At 72.6% G+C, this 17,117-nt stretch carries 15 protein-coding genes; 3 read left to right on the top strand and 12 right to left on the bottom strand.

Annotation, left to right across the window (positions count from 1 at the left end):
* Positions 1 to 135: 135 nt before the first annotated feature.
* From ABTZ17_RS01445 to ABTZ17_RS01405, 9 genes are all read right to left on the bottom strand, one after another.
* Entirely contained in the window at positions 136 to 939 is an 804-nt protein-coding gene (locus ABTZ17_RS01445) for an HAD family hydrolase (RefSeq protein ID WP_352193464.1), read from the bottom strand.
* Positions 936 to 2,225, bottom strand: coding sequence for a serine--tRNA ligase (gene serS / locus ABTZ17_RS01440; RefSeq protein ID WP_352193463.1), 1,290 nt, complete (start codon positions 2,223 to 2,225; stop codon positions 936 to 938). The genes ABTZ17_RS01445 and serS overlap by 4 nt, the downstream gene beginning before the upstream one ends.
* Positions 2,226 to 2,799: 574 nt before the next feature.
* A complete protein-coding gene (pheA, locus tag ABTZ17_RS01435) occupies positions 2,800 to 3,735 on the bottom strand; it encodes a prephenate dehydratase (RefSeq protein ID WP_352193462.1) in 936 nt (311 codons plus the stop codon).
* Positions 3,736 to 3,777: 42 nt separating this feature from the next.
* Positions 3,778 to 5,040, bottom strand: coding sequence for an iron uptake transporter deferrochelatase/peroxidase subunit (efeB, locus tag ABTZ17_RS01430; RefSeq protein ID WP_352193461.1), 1,263 nt, complete (start codon positions 5,038 to 5,040; stop codon positions 3,778 to 3,780).
* A gap of 3 nt (positions 5,041 to 5,043) precedes the next feature.
* Complete coding sequence (locus ABTZ17_RS01425; protein WP_352193460.1) at positions 5,044 to 7,068, bottom strand: copper resistance CopC/CopD family protein; 2,025 nt, start codon at positions 7,066 to 7,068, stop codon at positions 5,044 to 5,046.
* A gap of 22 nt (positions 7,069 to 7,090) precedes the next feature.
* Positions 7,091 to 7,564, bottom strand: coding sequence for a copper chaperone PCu(A)C (locus ABTZ17_RS01420; RefSeq protein WP_352193459.1), 474 nt, complete (start codon positions 7,562 to 7,564; stop codon positions 7,091 to 7,093).
* On the bottom strand, positions 7,561 to 8,220 hold the full coding sequence (locus ABTZ17_RS01415; RefSeq protein ID WP_352193458.1) for an SCO family protein: 660 nt from the start codon (positions 8,218 to 8,220) through the stop codon (positions 7,561 to 7,563). The genes ABTZ17_RS01420 and ABTZ17_RS01415 overlap by 4 nt, the downstream gene beginning before the upstream one ends.
* Positions 8,221 to 8,261: 41 nt before the next feature.
* Entirely contained in the window at positions 8,262 to 8,996 is a 735-nt protein-coding gene (locus ABTZ17_RS01410) for a YcnI family copper-binding membrane protein (RefSeq protein ID WP_352193457.1), read from the bottom strand.
* 96 nt (positions 8,997 to 9,092) lie between these two features.
* Positions 9,093 to 9,905: a hypothetical protein gene (locus ABTZ17_RS01405; RefSeq protein WP_352193456.1), complete on the bottom strand. Its 813-nt coding sequence runs from the start codon at positions 9,903 to 9,905 to the stop codon at positions 9,093 to 9,095.
* Positions 9,906 to 10,106: 201 nt separating this feature from the next.
* Between ABTZ17_RS01405 and ABTZ17_RS01400 the strand changes: the two genes are divergently transcribed.
* Complete coding sequence (locus ABTZ17_RS01400; protein ID WP_352193455.1) at positions 10,107 to 10,550, top strand: ATP-binding protein; 444 nt, start codon at positions 10,107 to 10,109, stop codon at positions 10,548 to 10,550.
* A 109-nt stretch (positions 10,551 to 10,659) separates the two neighbouring features.
* Here ABTZ17_RS01400 and ABTZ17_RS01395 read toward each other — a convergent pair whose 3' ends face one another.
* Complete coding sequence (locus tag ABTZ17_RS01395; RefSeq protein ID WP_352193454.1) at positions 10,660 to 12,138, bottom strand: aminopeptidase P family protein; 1,479 nt, start codon at positions 12,136 to 12,138, stop codon at positions 10,660 to 10,662.
* 174 nt (positions 12,139 to 12,312) lie between these two features.
* Positions 12,313 to 13,845 (bottom strand): PP2C family protein-serine/threonine phosphatase, encoded by a 1,533-nt coding sequence (locus tag ABTZ17_RS01390; RefSeq protein ID WP_352193453.1) that lies wholly within the window; start codon positions 13,843 to 13,845, stop codon positions 12,313 to 12,315.
* A gap of 491 nt (positions 13,846 to 14,336) precedes the next feature.
* Here ABTZ17_RS01390 and ABTZ17_RS01385 point away from each other — a divergent pair, with 491 nt between their 5' ends.
* Together ABTZ17_RS01385 and ABTZ17_RS01380 are read left to right on the top strand one after the other, a co-directional pair.
* The gene (locus tag ABTZ17_RS01385; RefSeq protein WP_352193452.1) at positions 14,337 to 15,059 is read left to right on the top strand and encodes a bifunctional DNA primase/polymerase; all 723 of its coding nucleotides are present in this window, start codon (positions 14,337 to 14,339) and stop codon (positions 15,057 to 15,059) included.
* Between the two features lie 106 nt (positions 15,060 to 15,165).
* Positions 15,166 to 15,822 carry a hypothetical protein gene (locus ABTZ17_RS01380; RefSeq protein WP_352193451.1) on the top strand — a complete coding sequence of 219 codons (657 nt, stop codon included), beginning with the start codon at positions 15,166 to 15,168 and terminating at the stop codon, positions 15,820 to 15,822.
* A 258-nt stretch (positions 15,823 to 16,080) separates the two neighbouring features.
* On the opposite strand, the gene ABTZ17_RS01375 is transcribed toward ABTZ17_RS01380, so the two are convergent.
* Positions 16,081 to 17,055, bottom strand: a complete 975-nt coding sequence (locus ABTZ17_RS01375) for a DUF5926 family protein (protein WP_352193450.1) — start codon at positions 17,053 to 17,055, stop codon at positions 16,081 to 16,083.
* Positions 17,056 to 17,117: the final 62 nt, after the last annotated feature.

Raw genomic sequence — 17,117 nt, 5'->3', positions numbered from 1 at the left:
GCACGACAAGGGCCGGGGCGGCCGCTTCGAGCGCGCCGGAAGGCGCGGGCCGCCCCGGCCCCGTCGTGTGGACGTCCTCGTGGTCGGCCGCGTTTCCGGCCGTGGGCCAGGGGGCGCAGGGCGCCCCCTGAGCCCTCAGGCGCCGAGCAGGCGCTCCAGCACCACCGCGATGCCGTCCTCCTCGTTGGAGGTGGTGGTCTCGTCGGCCACGGCCTTGAGCTCACGGTGGGCGTTGGCCATGGCCACGCCGTGCCCGGCCCAGGCGAACATGGGGATGTCGTTCGGCATGTCGCCGAAGGCGATGGTCTCCGCCGCCTTGACCTTCAGGCGCCGCGCGGCCAGGGACAGACCAGTGGCCTTGCTCAGGCCGAGCGGAAGGATCTCCACCACTCCCGGACCCGCCATCACGATGTCCACCAGGCTGCCCACGGCCGCCCGCGCGGTCGTGGCCAGGGCGTCGTCGTCCAGGTCCGGGTGCTGGATGTAGACCTTGTTCAGCGGGGCCGTCCACATCTCCGCGGTGTCCTGCAGGAACACGTACGGCAGGGGGCCCTCCTGCACCCGGTAGCCCGGGCCGACCAGGACCTGGCCGTCGAGCCCGTCCCGGCTGGCGGCCATGGCCACCGGTCCGAGCTCGGCCTCGATCTTGGACAGGGCCAGGCCGGCGAGCTGCCGGTCCAGGGTCACCGAGGTGAGCAGCCGGTGGCTGCCCGCGTCGTAGAGCTGGGCGCCCTGGCCGCACACCGCGAGGCCCTGGTAGCCCAGGTCGTCCAGGATGTGCCGGGTCCAGGGCACGGCCCGGCCGGTGACGACGATGTGCGCCGCACCCGCCGCGGTGGCCGCGACGAGTGCTTCACGGGTGCGTTCCGAGACCGTTTCGTCGCCACGCAGCAGCGTGCCGTCGAGGTCCGTGGCGACGAGGCGGTACGGGAAGCTCACTTGGCGATCGGCTCCAGCAGCTCGCGGCCGCCGAGGTAGGGCCGGAGCACCTCGGGGACCCGCACCGTGCCGTCGGCCTGCTGGTGGTTCTCCAGGAGGGCCACGATGGTCCGGGGGACGGCGCACAAGGTGCCGTTGAGGGTGGCCAGCGGCTGGACCACGCTCTTGCCCTCGCGGTTCTCCCGCATGCGCACCGACAGGCGGCGGGCCTGGAAGCTGTCGCAGTTGGAGGCGGAGGTCAGCTCGCGGTACTTGCCCTGGGTCGGGATCCACGCCTCACAGTCGAACTTCCGCGAGGCCGAGGCCCCGAGGTCGCCGGTGGCCACGTCGATCACCTGGAAGGGCAGCTCCAGGGAGTTCAGCCACTGCTTCTCCCAGGCCAGCAGCCGCTGGTGCTCGGCCTCGGCCTGGTCCGGAGCGACGTAGGAGAACATCTCCACCTTGTCGAACTGGTGGACGCGGAAGATGCCGCGGGTGTCCTTGCCGTACGTGCCGGCCTCGCGGCGGAAGCACGGGGAGAAGCCGGCGTACCGCAGCGGCAGCTTGTCGGCCTCTACGATCTCGTCCATGTGGTACGCGGCGAGCGGGACCTCGGAGGTGCCGACCAGGTAGTAGTCGTCCTTCTCCAGGTGGTACACGTTCTCCGCGGCCTGGCCGAGGAAGCCGGTGCCCTCCATGGCGCGCGGGCGGACCAGCGCCGGGGTCAGCATGGGGATGAACCCGGCCTCGGTGGCCTGGGCGATCGCCGCGTTGACGAGGGCGAGCTCCAGGAGGGCGCCCACGCCGGTGAGGTAGTAGAAGCGGGAGCCGGAGACCTTCGCCCCGCGCTCGACGTCGATGGCGCCCAGCGCCTCGCCGAGCTCCAGGTGGTCCTTGGGCTCGAAGCCCTCGGCCGCGAAGTCGCGGATGGTGCCGTGGGTCTCCAGGACGCTGAAGTCCTCTTCGCCGCCGACCGGGACGTCCGGGTGGACGAGGTTGCCCAGACGGAGCAGGAGGGACTTGGCGGCCTCGTCGGCCTCGTTCTGGTCGGCCTCGGCGGCCTTGACGTCCGTCTTGAGCTGCTCGGCGCGCTTCAGCAGCTCCGCGCGCTCCTCCGGACCGGCCTTCGGGATGAGCTTGCCGAGCGACTTCTGCTCGTTGCGCAGTTCGTCGAAGCGCATGCCGGAGGACCTGCGGCGCTCGTCGGCGGAGAGCAGTGCGTCGACGAGCTCGACGTCCTCTCCACGAGCGCGCTGGGAGGCGCGGACACGGTCGGGGTCTTCACGGAGCAGCCGGAGGTCAATCACCCCTCCAGGCTACCGGCCTGGGGTTCACGGACTCACACCGATATCACGCTGCGTGTCGCTATGCCCGAATTGCCGCGAATGGAAAACCTGTTCCGGGTGGCTTGATCCCGACGGCTCGGAGGAATCCTCATAAACCACCGCGCATTCCTGGAAACGGGATGCTTCGCCCCGCGCGGGCATCCTTCGGCGCGGGCCCCGCCGCTGGTCGCGGCGGGGTGTCGGGCCTTCTTGTCCACAGCGGAGCGGGGGCTTCCCCGGTAGTTATCCACAGGCTGTGGGGAGTGGCTGTGGATGCGGAGAGGAATCTTTCGCGATGGCGGCTCGGGGGCTGTCATTCGAAGTTCAAACCCGACTCAGACACTCATTCGGGTGGGAATGCCTCGCTCCAAAGAGTTGATCAATGGTAACCGGGTGACACCGTTCGCCTGCCGGGATCCCGGTGTTCACCTGGCGAGATGTGCGTTTTGTCGAGCATGCCGGGCTCCGATGTCGACTTATCCCCAGGTCGAGAAGGTGCCCCTGTGGATAACTGTGTGGATAGCTGTGGGGAAGACCCCGAGGCCCGACCGCCCCCTCAGCCCCGCCCGTCGAGGCAGCGCGTCAGCCAATCCGCCGCGGCCGAGAAGGCACTGTCCGAGGTCCCCTCCCGAGGAGCGCCCACCTCGGCGGGCGAGACCCCGGCCCGCGGGTACGAACCGAGGAACCGGACGTTCGGACAGATCCGCTTCAGCCCCATCAGGGCCTCCCCGACCCGCCGGTCCGCGATGTGCCCCTCGGCGTCCACGGCGAAGCAGTAGTTGCCGATCCCCTCGCCGGTCGGCCGCGACTGGATCAACATCAGGTTCACCCCGCGGACCGCGAACTCCTGGAGCAGCTCCAGCAGCGCACCCGGGCGGTCGTCACCCAACCAGATCACCACCGAGGTCTTGTCCGCCCCCGTGGGCGCCGCCGGCCGGGCCGGCCGGCCCACCAGCACGAAGCGCGTCTCCGCGTTCTCCGCGTCGTGGATCTCCGTGACCAGGGGCTCCAGCCCGTAGGTGGCGGCGGCGAACTCACCCGCGAAGGCCGCGTCGAACCGCCCCTCCTGCACCAGCCGCGCCCCGTCGGCGTTCGAGGCCGCCGACTCCCACACCGCGTCCGGCAGGTTCGCCCGCAGCCACTTCCGCACCTGCGGCTGGGCCACCGGGTGACCGGTCACCGTCTTGATGTCCGACAGCCCGGTCCCGGGCCGCACCAGCAGGGCGAACGCGATCCGCAGCCGCACCTCCCGGTAGATCATCAACGGCTCGCCGGAGGCCAGCTCGTCCAGCGTGGCCGTGACCCCGCCCTCCACCGAATTCTCGATGGGCACGAGCGCCGCCGCCGCCTCGCCGCTGCGGACCGCGTCCAGGGCGGCCGGTACCGAGACCATCGGCACCAGCTCCCGGGTGGCCGCCTCCGGCAGCGTGCGCAGGGCCGCCTCCGTGAACGTGCCCTCAGGGCCGAGATACGTGAATCGGGTGGCTGACATGCGATCAGCCTAGACCGGCCGGAGAACCCCCGGCCCGTCCGTTCACGCTTCGAGAAGCCGCTGGCCCACGTACTCGCCCGGCCGCGGCCCGCCCGGCACCGCGTACAGACCGCTCGCCTCGTGCCGGATGAACTCCGACAGGGCGTCCCCCCGGTCCAGCTTCCGCTGCACCGGGACGAAGGCCCGCCGCGGGTCCGCCTGCCAGCAGATGAACAGCAGCCCGGCGTCCGGGGTGCCGTCCGCCCCGATCCCGTCGTGGAAGGAGAACGGCCGCCGCAACATCGCCGCACCGCCGTTCTGCTCCGGCGCCGAGATCCGCGCGTGCGCGTTCGAGGCGATCACCGGCTTGCCGTCCGCGCCGAACGCGTCCAGGTCCAACTCGGTGGTCTCGGTCCCCCCGGTCAGCGGGGCCCCGTCCGCCTTCCGGCGCCCGATCACCTGCTCCTGCCGGTCCAGCGGCAGCCGCTCCCAGTCGTCGAGGAGCATCCGGATCCGCCGGACGACGGCGTACGAGCCGCCCGCCATCCAGGCGTGCTCCGCCGGTCCGGGACCCGCCGCGGGAACGAAGATCCGCTGGTCGAAGTCCGGCTCCGAGGGCTTGGGATTGCCGGTCCCGTCCACCTGCCCCATCAGGTTCCTGGCCGTCATCGGCTTCGCCGTGGCCCCCGGGGAGCGGTTGAAGCCGTCCATCTGCCAGCGCACCCGGGCCGCCCGCCCGGCGTCCTTGTGCAGGGCCCGCAGGGCGTGGAAGGCGACCAGCGCGTCATCGGCGCCGATCTGTACCCACAGGTCCCCCTCGCCCCGCCGGGGGTCGAGGGCGTCCGCGGAGAACTCCGGCAGCGGGGCCAGCGCCGCGGGCCGGCGCGCGGCCAGCCCGGTCCGGTCGAAGAAGCTCCGACCGAAACCGAAGGTGACCGTCAACGAGCAGGGACCGGCGTCCAGGGCCACCCCGGTGTCCTCGGAACCGGAGGGCTCCCCGGCCATCAGCCGCCGTGCCGTCTCCGACCAACGCCGCAGCAGGGCCGCGGCCTCCTTGCGCCCGGCCCCGGGGGCCAGGTCGAAGGCGAGGACGTGCCCCTTCAGCTGCAGCGGCGTGGTGATCCCGGCCTGCCGCTCCCCGTGGAAGGCCACCTGCGTCGCCCCCAGGGAGGAGGCCGCGCCCCCGGCCCCGCCCTCCTCGGACAGGGCGGCGTGGGCCAGCGCCCCGCCCGCCGCGCCGAGCACGAGCCCGGCACCGCCCGCGGCACCCACGGTGCCGAGGAGCCGCCGCCGGGAGATCTCGATGTCGGTCTTGCTCTCGGTCACTGCTCAGCCGATCTTGACGTTCTTGTTCACGGTGGTCTGGTCGATGTCGGAGGTCCGCACGGTCACGTCGATCCGCCAGGTGCCCGCCAACGGCAGCTGCACCCCGGAGGAGGTCCAGTGGCCCGTTCCGGCGTGGTCCGGCGTGAGCGGCAGGGGTCCGATGTCCTTGGCGGGCAGGGTGAAGGAGACCCGCACCTCCGGCGCGTCCAGCGGCCGCCCGTTGGGCCGGTCCAGCCAGAGGTGCAGGGTGTTGGAACCGGTCCGCCCCGGGTCCAGCTCCAGCCGCGCCGTGCCCTTGCCGTCCTCGCCCCCGGTGTCGAAGGGCAGAGAGATCTTGATGGGTCGGTTGGGCACGGCCGCACTGGAGGAGCCGGTACGGCCCGTCTCCTGCTCGGCGGCCCGGCCGGGCTCGGTGCTCGTGAGATTGGTCGTGACGGCCAGCAGGACCACGGCCACACCGGCCTCGGCCAGGACCGAGCGGCGCAGCCCGGCCCGGTTGCCGTCGGCGTCCCGGACCTTCTTCTTCCGAGCCTTCGCCGTGGCCACCCGCTGCCGGGCCAACTGGGCCTCGCGTGCGGGATCCCGGGGCTCCTCCCCGTGCCCGGTCTCCGTGCCCGCCGTTTCACGTGAAACACCGTCGGTTTCACGTGAAACACCCTCGGTGACGGGCGCCTGCCCCGCCGCCACCGGGACCGGCGCCTCCGCGCCCTCCTCGTCCACGGCCTCGTGTTCGTCCGAGACGGTGTCCGAGGCGGCGCCGGCCTCGCCGAGTCGCGCGGTCCAGGAGCGGGACACGTACGCGACCCCCACCAGGACCGCGACCAGGCCGACCTTCACGATCAGCAGCTTCCCGTAGTCCGTCCCGGTCAGGGCGGACCAGGTGCCCAGCTGCCGCCAGGACTGGTAGATGCCGGTCGCCACCAGCACCAGGACACTGATGAAGGCCACCCGGGAGAACTTCAGCACGGCCTCCCGCTCCAGGTCCGGAACCCGGTAGAGGGCCGTGACCAAGGTGACCAGACCACCCAGCCAGACCGCCACGGCCAGTAGGTGCAGGATGTCCACCGGCATCGCGATCGCCGGCTGGATGCCGGTGGAGGCGTGCTCGGACAGCGCCCAGGTCGCGGCTATGCCCGCCGCCACCACGGACCCGCCGACGGCCAGGCCGAAGGTGAGGTCGCCGGTGTCCTTCTTCTCCTGGGCGTCGGCCTCGGCCGCCCGCTCCTGCTTGCGGGCGTAGGCGCCGAAGAGGACGGCCACGAACAGGGCCGCGGCCCCGAGCAACAGCAGTCGGGAGACCAGGGAGGCCCCGGTCTTGGTCTCCAGGACGGCCTTCAACCCGCTCATGTCGAAGGCGTCGGCGAACTTCCCGGAGCCGGTGTACGGGTTGCGCAGCAGCAGCATCACCAGGGTGGCCGCGGTGAGCGTGACCCACCCGGACAGCACCACGCGCTGGACCGCCCAGATCGTGACCCCGCGCCGCCAGCACAGCAGCACGAAGGCCCCGCCGCCCGCGAGCAGGGTGAAGCCCGCGTAGGCCGCGTACCGGGCGAAGCCGTAGGCCAGGCCCACCGGCCCGCCGCCCACCTGCTGGGCGGGCAAGGTCACGGAGGTGGCCGAGGGGGCGCCGACGGAGAAGGTGAAGGCCCCGGAGATGGGGTGGCTGTCGGCGGAGACCGCCTGCCAGGCCACGGTGTAGGTGCCGTTGGGCAGTCCGGAGTGCAGCAGCACCCCGTACTTGATCATGGACCCTTCGCACAGGTTCTGGTGTTCGCCGGTGTCGACGCGCTTCCCGGCCGGGTCCATGACCCGGATCGAGTCGTCGCCCATGGCGACCTGCTCCGAGAAGCTCAGGGTGACCTGGGCGGGGGCCGTGGCGACCACCGCCCCGTCCTTGGGATCACTCGCGGTCAGCGCGGCGTGCGCCGAGGCCGGGGAGGCCGTGACGAGCAGCGTGCCCAACAGGGCGGCGAGGACCGGCAGCAGTCGCAGCAGCGACGCCACAGGCGCGGGGGCGGTGGCCGTCATGGGGTGTCAGTCCCTCGTTCCGTCAGTGGGTCTTCGGGTTGTGGGTCCGTTCCTTCACGTCCAGCTCGACCTTGATGGGGTCGGCCTTCTGGAAGTGCAGCTCGACGGTGACCTTCTCGCCCACCTTCGGCGTGCTCTTCAGCCCCATGAACATGACGTGGTTGCCGCCGCGCTCCAACTTCAGCTCTCCGTTGGCGGGCACGTCCAGGGACTGCACCTGCTGCATCTTCTGGTTCTTGGTCTCGTGGATCTGCACGTCGTCCGAGATCGGGCTGGTCACCGAGGTCAGCTTGTCCGCGGTGTCCGAACCGTTCTTGACGATCAGGAACCCGCCCGCCATGTCGGCGTTGACGGGCTCGGGCATGAAGGCCCCGCTCACCGACAGCTCGGGCTTGCCGTCCGCTGCCTTTCCGGAGTCGGAGGAGCAGCCCGATATGGCCAGCGCGGCGGCCAGGGAGAGGGAGGAGGCGAGCAGGGTGGTGGTGCGGCGGTTCACGGGTTCTCTCCCTTGATGATCTTCGGCAGGTCCTTGGTGTAGTCCTCGGCGGTGGTGTCCTCGCCATAGAGGACGTACCCCTCGTCGGACTTCGGGGAGAACGCGATGACCTGGGCGCCGTGCATCGACACGACGCTGCCGTCGGCGGACTTCTTCGCCGGGTCGATGCCGATGCCCAGGGTGCGGGCGCCGGCCTGGATGGTCTTGAACTCGCCGGTGAGTCCGATGAAGGTCGGGTCCTGCCCCTTCAGCCACTTCTTCAGCGAGGCGGGGGTGTCCCGCTCCGGGTCCGTGGTGACGAACACGACCTGGAGCGCGTCCTGGTCGGCCTTGGGCAGGGCCTGACGGGCCACGGCGATGTTGCTCATGGTCAGCGGGCAGACGTCGGGGCAGTGGGTGTAGCCGAAGTAGATGAGCGTCGGCTTGCCCTGGGTCCGCTGCCGGAGGTCGTACGGCTTGCCGTCCTGGTCGGTCAGGACGAGGGCCGGCTTCTCGAAGGGCCGGTCCAGGACGGTGGCGGCCTTCGTCTTCGACGGAGTGCTCACCTCCGCCACGGCGGAGCCGCTCTTGCCGGAGCCGGAGCCCTCACCGCAGGCGGTGAGGGCGAGCGCGGCCGCCACCGCGAAGGCGGCGGCCGTCACACGAGTGGTGCGCATGGGGGTGTCCCTGTACTCGGGGTGTGCGGGATGGTCGGCGTTCAGGAGGAGCGGCGGCGGGAGGCGGCGCCGAAGGCCACGCCCGCGGCACCGACCACGATGCCGGTGACGCCCAGGACCCGGGCGGTCGTGTCGGAGCCGGAGGCGGCGGCCTCGGTCTTCTCCTCGTGGCCCGCGCCCTTGTCGTCCTCGGCGGCCTTGTCGTCCTTCGCCGCGTCGGCGGTGCCGCCACCGTGGTGGTCCCCGCCGGTCGGCGCGGTCAGCTTGAGCACCGGGGCCGGGTTCTGGGGCTCCTCGGCACCCTCCTTTGCCTCCTCGATCCAGCGCACGACCTCCTTGTTGTCGTAGGTCTGGATCGCCTTGAAGACCATCTGGTCGGCGTTCTCGGGGAGCTGGCCCACGGAGAGCGGGAACTGCTGGAACTTGCCCGGCTCGATCTTCCCGCCGCTCCAGGTCACCTTGGTGACGGCCTCCGTGATCTGGCGCCCGTGCAGCTCCAGCGGCTTGGCCAGCTTGCTCTTGGTGACCTCGACCTTCCAGCCCGGCACGTCCTGCGGCATGACCGAGGCCAGCGGGTGGTCCGTCGGGAAGTTGATCTCCAGCTTGTTGGTGGAGGCGTCGTCGCGCTCGTTGGGGACCTTGAAGTTGATGGTGGCGTAGCCACCCTTCTCGGCCTGGCCCGGCTGCACGCTGACGTGCGCGAAGGCGGTGCCGGACAGGAGAAGGACGGTACCGGCGGCCAGAGCGGCGGCGAGGGGCACGCGAGAGGTCTTCATGGCAGAAACTCCACAGGGAAGCGGTGACGGTGGGACCGCGCACCGGGTGCGCGGGGACCGCGGCACCGTCGATCCCTCGTGGGGGCGGGTGCCGCGTCAGGCAGCGAGGACGAAGCCGGCGGGCGGTCCCCGTCGGATCACGCTGTGGTGGAGCGCCTCGCGGCCCCGCCCGACCGCTCCGGCCCGCTCGGCCGGAGCCCGCTCCGGACCGGTCGGACCCACGCGGCCGATCCCCGCGCCGAGCAGATGGGCGTAGACGAGCGCGGCCCGCAGGGAGCGCACGGGGGTGCCCGCGGCCGGCCGCAGCAGCCGGGCCAACGCCCGGTCCCCGCGTCCCAGGAGCCAGCCCGCGGCCAGCGCGGCCAGCAGGTGACCGAGGAACATCGGCAGGCTGAGCAGCCCGGTCACCGGTTCGGCGACCGAGACGATCCCCTCGGCCGTCCCGCCGGCGCCGGGGTGCGCGTGTCCGGCTCCCGCGGCCGCGTGGGCCTGGGCGGCCGCCCCGGCCGGGTCGATCCCGGCGGCGTCGAGCACCTCGCGGGCCCGCGCAGGACTCAGCGGGACGGTGTTCCCCCCGCACAGCAGCCGGGCCGCCAGGGCGGCGAGGGAGTCCTCCGCCGAAGGTCGCGGCGCGGCGGTGTGCTGGCCGAGGCCGAAGAGCGCGTGCAGACCGAGCTGTCCGCCCGCCAGGGCCAGGGAGATCCCCGGCAACGAGCGGCGCCGCCCGGCGAAGGGGGCCACGCACAGGAACACCGCGAGGAAGCCCGCCGCGAGGGCCCACGGCGGGACCGGGGCGCAGGAGGCGAAGGCGTGCCCGGCCGCGGACAGCACGACGCAGACCGCGGTGAACACCGCGGCCCTCAGGAGCCGCGGTCCGGCTCCGGCGCGCATCAAGCGGGGGTGAGGCATGGCCGGGTCATCATCGCACTGCGTTCACCGCGCCCATACGGCAGGTCCGGAAGGTCCCATCGGTCCCGTTCGGCGCTTTCCCCCTCATGGCCCCCTCACAGCCCGCATACACCGGCCAGTGAGGGGCGCGCATCCGCCAAAGGGGGGCCGTGCGCGCCACAGGTGGCTTACCGGGGGCGGCGGGCGGCAATAGGTAGCGGTATGAGCATCTGGTGGTCCCTCCATTTGCGGCGCGAGGCCGCCAGCGTTCCGCTCGCCAGGCGTCTGCTGCTCGGGGCCATGGAGACCGCGGGGGTGGACCCCGACATCTGCTTCGAGCTCTCGGTGGCCCTCAGCGAGGCCTGCGCCAACGCCGTCGAGCACGGCGGGGCGGGTGTCGGCCCGGACCCGGAGGACGGCTACCGGGTCACGGCCTTCCTCGACGGGGACTGCTGTCGGATCGAGGTGACGGACTCGGGGCCCGGCTTCCCCTCGCACGCGGCGTCCCGTCCGCGCCCCCCGCTCGCCGAGCACGGTCGGGGGCTCGGACTGATCGAGGAGCTCGCCGATCACGTGCGGTTCCGGAACCGGCCCGGCCGCGGCGCCGTGGTGAGCTTCGACAAGGTCCTGAAGTGGCGTGAGGACTCCCTGCTCAAGGTGTCCTGATCGCCGTACCGGCGGTGCGCCCCGCCCCGCTCCGCCCGCGTGCCGGGAGGGAACGCCGACGGGCGGGCCCCCGCGCGGGGGCCCGCCCGTCGGACGGTGGTGCGGTCGGTCAGCCCTTGAGGCCGGCCATCCAGGACTCGACCTCGTCGGAGCGGCGCGGCAGGCCCGCGGAGAGGTTCCGGTTGCCGTCCTCGGTGACGAGGATGTCGTCCTCGATCCGGACGCCGATGCCCCGGTACTCCTCCGGCACCGTCAGGTCGTCGGCCTGGAAGTACAGACCCGGCTCGACGGTCAGGCACATGCCCGGCTCCAGGGTGCCCCCGACGTAGCTCTCGGTGCGGGCGGCCGCGCAGTCGTGCACGTCCATGCCGAGCATGTGGCCGGTGCCGTGGAGGGTCCAGCGGCGCTGGAGGCCGAGCTCCAGGACGCGCTCGACGGGGCCTTCGAGCAGGCCCCACTCCACCAGCTTCTCCGCGAGCACCCGCTGCGAGGCGTCGTGGAAGTCGCGGAACTTCGCGCCCGGCTTGACCGCCGCGATGCCCGCCTCCTGGGACTCGTACACCGCGTCGTAGATCTTGCGCTGGATGTCGGAGTACGTGCCGTTGATGGGCAGGGTGCGGGTGACGTCCGCGGTGTAGAGGGAGGTGGTCTCCACACCGGCGTCCAGGAGCAGCAGGTCGCCGGAGCGGACGGCCCCGTCGTTGCGGACCCAGTGGAGGGTGCAGGCGTGGGCGCCCGCGGCGCAGATGGAGCCGTAGCCCACGTCGTTGCCCTCGACCCGGGCGCGCAGGAAGAAGGTGCCCTCGATGTAGCGCTCGCTGGTGGCCTCGGCCTTGTCGAGGACCTTCACCACGTCCTCGAAGCCGCGGACGGTGGAGTCCACCGCCTTCTGGAGCTCGCCGATCTCGAACGCGTCCTTCACGAGACGGGCCTCGGAGAGGTACACGCGCAGGGCCTCGTCGGTCTCGGCGGTGACCTTGTCGGCCAGGGCCGCCTCGATGACGTGGTCGTGACCGCGGACCGCGCGCACCGGGCCGGTGGCCTCGGCGAGGGCCTCGGGCAGGGTGCGGACGTCCTGGGCGGGAATGCCCAGCAGCTGCTCGGCCTCGGCGAGGGAGTGGCGGCGGCCGACCCACAGCTCGCCCTGGCCGGACAGCCAGAACTCGCCGTTCTCACGGTCCGAGCGCGGCAGCAGGTAGATCGTCGCGGTGTGGCCCTCGGTGCCGGGCTCCAGGACCAGGACGCCGTTCTCGGTCTGGTCGCCGGTGAGGTAGGCGTACTCGGTCGAGGCGCGGAAGGGGTACTCGGTGTCGTTCGAGCGGGTCTTCAGTCGGCCCGCCGGGACCACCAGGCGCTCGCCGGGGAACCGGGCGGACAGGGCCGCGCGGCGCTCGGCGGTGTGGGCGGCCTGCGCGAGGGGCTCCAGGCCGTGGAGCTCGGTGTCGGCCCAGCCGGAGCGCATGTTCTCGGCCAGTTCGTCGGAGACGGCCGGGTAGAGGCCGTTCTTCCGCTGCGCGTGCTTCTTCGGCTGTGCCTCTTCCGGGCTGTCCGGGGTCTCCGGGGTCTCCGGGTTGAGCTCTTCCGCCACGGGTCCGTCTCCTCCTGGTACGACGCTGAACCGTTCCCATCGTACGGTCGTGCGGAAGGAGGCCCAGGGCCGGAAGGCCCGGGACCAAGATCCCTTCCCGCAGGTCGGGGGCGGTACGGGCCGTTCCGGTGGCGTCGCGGGGCGGGTGCGGGGCGGACGCGGGGCGGGTCCGGCTCAGTCGAAGCGGGCCGCGAGCAGGACGATGTCCTCGTCGGATTCCACGGCGTCCCGGCCGTCGGGCAGGACGGTGCGGAGCACGTGGTCGCAGAGGGCCGCCGGGTCCTCGCGGGTTGCCTTGGGCACGCTCGCGGCGGCCGCGTGGAGCCGGGCGAAGGCCCGGTCCATCGGGTCCCCGGTGCGCTGCAGCAGCCCGTCGGTGTACAGCAGCACCGTTTCTCCGGATGTGGGTTCCACCTCCACGCTGGGCGCTTCCCAGCAGGAGAGCATGCCGAGCGGTGCCGAGAGCGAGGTCTCCACGAACTCGGTGCGACGGTCCCCGATCAGCAGCGGCGGGGTGTGACCGGCCCCGGCGAGGAGGATCTTGCGCCGGGCGGGCTCGCAGTAGGCGAAGAGGGCGGTGGCCGAGCGGGCCGGTTCGGTGAGGCGCAGCAGCAGCTCCAGGTCGGACAGGACCGCGACCGGGTCCTCCCCTTCCATGACGGCGTACGCGCGCAGGGAGGCGCGCAGCCGGCCCATCGCGGCGACCGCGCTGGGACCGGACCCGGTGACCGAGCCCACGGCGAGACCGAGGGCGCCCTCGGGCAGGGCGAGCGCGTCGAACCAGTCCCCGCCGCCGAGCGGGCCGGTCCGGTGTCGGGCGGCGAGCCGGACGCCGGAGACCCGCGGCAGCCGGCTGGGCAGCAGCTCCTCGGCGAGGGTGGCGAAGCGGGTGCGGGACCGGTCGGCGTCGATGACCCGGGCGAGGTGTTCGCCCGCGTACCGGCAGTAGAGCCCGGCGAGGTGCCGCTGCCGTTCGGTGGGCTCGGCCTGCTCGTCGTAGAGCCAGACGGCTGCGCCGAGGCGGCCGGTGGTCTCCGCGGCGAGGGGCAGGGCGTAGCTGGCGGCGTAGCCGAGGCGGGCGGCGACCTCGCGGTGCCGGGGGTCCGCGACGGCGGCGTATCCGGTGCCCCCGCCCGGCTGGGGCAGCTGCTCGCTGCCGCCGCCGGCTCCGGGGAGGCCGTCGAGGATGCGGCCGTAGGGGGTGGCGCTGCGGGGCACGGTCTCGATGTGTCCGAGGTCGGCGGCGCCCAGGCCGAGGCCGGTGGTGAGGGTGGGGCCGTGGCCGTCGGAGGGTTCGAGGACGGCCAGTCCGCGGCGGGCGCCCACCAGGGCGGCGCCGGCGCGGAGCAGTTCCTGGAGGGACTCGTCGAGTCCGGTGGCGCGGGCCAGCCGTTCGGTGAGTTCGTGCAGGGTGGTGAGGTCGGAGACCCATCCCGCGAGCCGGTCCTGGATCAGAGTGCCGGGGGCCGGTGGGGGAGGTGGGGCCGCCGCACCGCGGGGCACGCGGGTCGCCGTGGGCCCGGCAGTGTGCGGGGGAGCGGAAACTGCTGAATCGATTCCAGCCACTTTCGGCAGATGCGGCGCGCTCATGGCATCCGCCTCTCCACCTGGTGTGATTCGCCGTAAAGCATCGCAAACCCCCAGAGCAATCTGCGCCGCAGTCAAGGGATCCACATCTACACGCACGAGAGGAGGGATGTCCAGCATTGTCCAGGTGGGAATCCTGGTGTCCGTGGGGCGACAACTCCCCGTACGGTCCAGGCATGAACATGGCCGAAAAATGCTGTGACGGGCCTTCTTTTGCGGTCGACTGAACCTGCTTCGCAGAGCGTCATATCGTGCGTGACGGGTACGTAGTCGGTGATGGCCGGGGTTGCCCGGTGCCGCTCCGGACCAGGTGGGAACCGCTCGGCGGGGTCCGTTCGTCCTCGTCGGCGGAGGCCGCGCCCCAGGTGGGCCGCGGGAGAGCAGCGGGAGAGCACCCGAGGGGTCCACGGCGCGTTTCGCGGGGATCCCACCCCGGCGCCGGTCGCGCGCCGGAACCGCCAGGCGTTTCATGGACCGGCAAGAACGCACGAAGCGTGTGCAGTGCGCGGCATCGGTTGGCAGGCAGTGACGCGAAACCCGTACATGTGGTGGAAGACCGCCTACACGGCGTGAAGTGGCCCTCGGCGTTCAACGGAAAGGAACGAGCGCTCATGCGCGAGATCCTCGGAAGGCGTCTCCGGCGGCTCCTCGGGGCGACCCCGGTCGGTCGGCGGGGGAGCTCCCGGCGCGACCGGTCGCCCGCACTCCTCGGCACGGCGCTGGCCTGCGCCGGCGACTGGAACTGGCCGGTGGTGCCGGGTGTCGGACTCGCTCCCGATCCCGTCGGGGGGCGCGGCTCCGGACGGCGTTGCGCCTGCCCCGACCCCGGCTGCGTGGTCCCGGGCGCGCACCCCTTCGACCCCGGCCTGTTGGCGGCCACCACCGACCGGCGCATGATCCGCTGGTGGTGGACCAACCGTCCGGCCGCATCGGTGATCCTGGCCACCGGCGGTACCGCCCCCTGCGCCGTCAGCCTTCCCGCGGACGCCGGGGCCCGTGCCCTGGAGCGGTTGGACGCGATGGGCATGCGGTTGGGCCCCGTGCTCGCGACGCCCACCCGGATGGCCCTGCTCGTCGCGCCCTACTCGTTGGAGCGACTGGGCGAACTGTTGTACACGAAGGACTCCGTGCCCTCCTCGCTCCGTTTCCACGGGGAGGGCGGGTACGTGGTGCTGCCCCCGTCGGCCGCCGCGGGATCGGGTCGGGTGCACTGGGAACGGGCCCCGCTGGCCGGTTCCGCCCGGCCCTGGCTGCCGGACGTGGAGGCGGTCGTGGACGCTTTGGTCGAGGCCAGCAGCGGGGCTTCGGGCGGCGGCAGCAGGCTCGCCTACTGAAGGGGGCGACACCGCTTCACTCGAACGGGTGTGACCGGGCGCCAGTTGCAAGGGAATCGGGCGCGCGGCCCGTCGGGGGCCGCGCGCGCGTCGCTATCTTCGGCGGATGAACCTCCGCATGGCCGCCATCGGCGCCGGTGTGCTGATCGTCCTCTCGGTCCCGCTCGCCGGAGCGCTCGCCGGACCGGTCGGCGGGGTGCGCGGCGAGGGCGGGCTGTTGCCCGCACTCGGCCTCTCCGACTCCGGGGCGAAGAACCCGGGCCCGGGGCCCTCCGAAGGCCCGGTCGAGGGGGCGGCCGCGTCCCCCGGCACGGCCCCCGGGGACGACCCGTCCCGGCAGTCCCCGCCCGCGCGGGCTCCACGGCCCGCCGCCGCGGCACCGGGTGCCCCCGCGGACCCGGACGCGCGCTGCGGCCCCGAACTCTCCTCACCCGAAGGGGTGGAGGCGCAGACCTGCGTGCTGTCGGGGCGCGAGGGCACCTGGGCCCGGAGCTACTACCGGAACACGACCGGTCATCCGCTGGACGCGGTGCTCTCGTTGATGGGGCCCGCGGGGCGGGTCGTGCAGATCCACTGCGCCGTGGCGGCGGGGGACGAGCCGGGGGTCTGCGAGACCCCGAAGCAGCTGCCGGGGCCGTTGGAAGGCCCGGCCCAACGGACCGGGGCGGCCTGGACGGCCGTGGCGGAATACGCCGTGCCAGACGACCGGAGGCCGCTGTTGCTCCGTGCCGGCAGCAACTCGGGAGATCCGGTTGAGGGTTGAAATGAAAGGCCCGGTTGCTGGCGACGGGGGATGCACCAGCAACCGGGCTACAAGAACGGTAACAAGAGATCGCGTGTTCGCAAATTCGATCTCGGATATTCGGACACCGATTTAGCGAGGATTAGCGGGAGTTGTGATCCGAGTCACCTGACGGCGGTCTGGCTGAATCTGCCATTCCGGATTGGCGGGGTCGGGGATTCCCCCCGGACCCGCGGGGGGACCGGGGTACGACCCCGCCCGTGGGCCCGGAGGGGCCGGTCAGCTCAGGGTGATCTGGCGGTTGGTCAGTCCGCCGCGGGCCCGCCGCTCGTCGGCGCTCAGCGGCGCGTCCACGGTCAGCGCGGCGGCCAGGCGCTCCGCGAACCGGGCCGCGGGCTTCTCGACCTCGTCCGCGCCGACCCCGGTGGGCAGGTCCCAGACCGGGACCATCAGGCCGTGGGCCCGGAAGGAGCCCACGAGTCGGGTGCCCTCGCCGAGCGAGGACTCGCCCGCGGCGTGCAGTCGGGCGAGGGCGTCGAGGAGCTTCTCCTCCGGGTGCGGCATGACCCAGCGGAGGTGGTTCTTGTCCGGGGTTTCGCACCAGTACGCGGCGTCGACCCCGGCCAGCTTCACGGTCGGGATGGCGGCGGCATTGGCCCGCTCCAGGGAAGCGGCGATCTCCGGGCTCGAGGTGGCGTCGCCCTCCGACTCCGGAATCCAGAATTCGAATCCCGTGTGGACAACCGGCTCGAAAGAGCCGTCCGCGGCGAGCAGGTCCTGAAGTCGCGGGCCCTCGGGCTCGACCCGGTGGGCCGGTACGGGATTGCCGGGCTCGGTGGCCAGAGCGCGCTGGAGGGTGTCGGCCAGGTCGCGGCCGAGGTCGCCGCTGGACGTGTCGTTCTGCAAACCGAGCAGCACGGAGCCGTCCTCGCGGCGCAGCGCCGGCCAGGCCATCGGCAGGACGGTGGCCAGGGTCACCGAGGGGACGCCGTCGGGCAGGCCGTCCTTGAGGGTGAGCGGCACGGTGGCGGCGGGGACCAGCTCGCGGAGCGCGACCCAGTCGCACTCGCTCGGCAGGCCCTCGAAGGGGCGCTGCACCAGTTCGGTCACCGCGTGCGCGGCGGCCCGGCCGTGACAGGCCTTGTAGCGGCGGCCCGAGCCGCAGGGGCACGGCTCGCGGGCACCCACCACAGGGATCTCGCCGTCGTTGAGCTGCGGTTTGGCGGCCTTGGTCTGGGTGCGCTTCTTGGCCATCGTGGGTGTCTCCCGGTTGAGGCTCGTGCTGCTCGTGCTGTCGGCGCGAGCCTATCCGCTGA

Source organism: Streptomyces sp. NPDC097619 (assembly GCF_040302735.1).
Taxonomy (GTDB): domain Bacteria; phylum Actinomycetota; class Actinomycetes; order Streptomycetales; family Streptomycetaceae; genus Streptomyces.
This window is presented reverse-complemented; position numbering and strand designations above follow the sequence as displayed.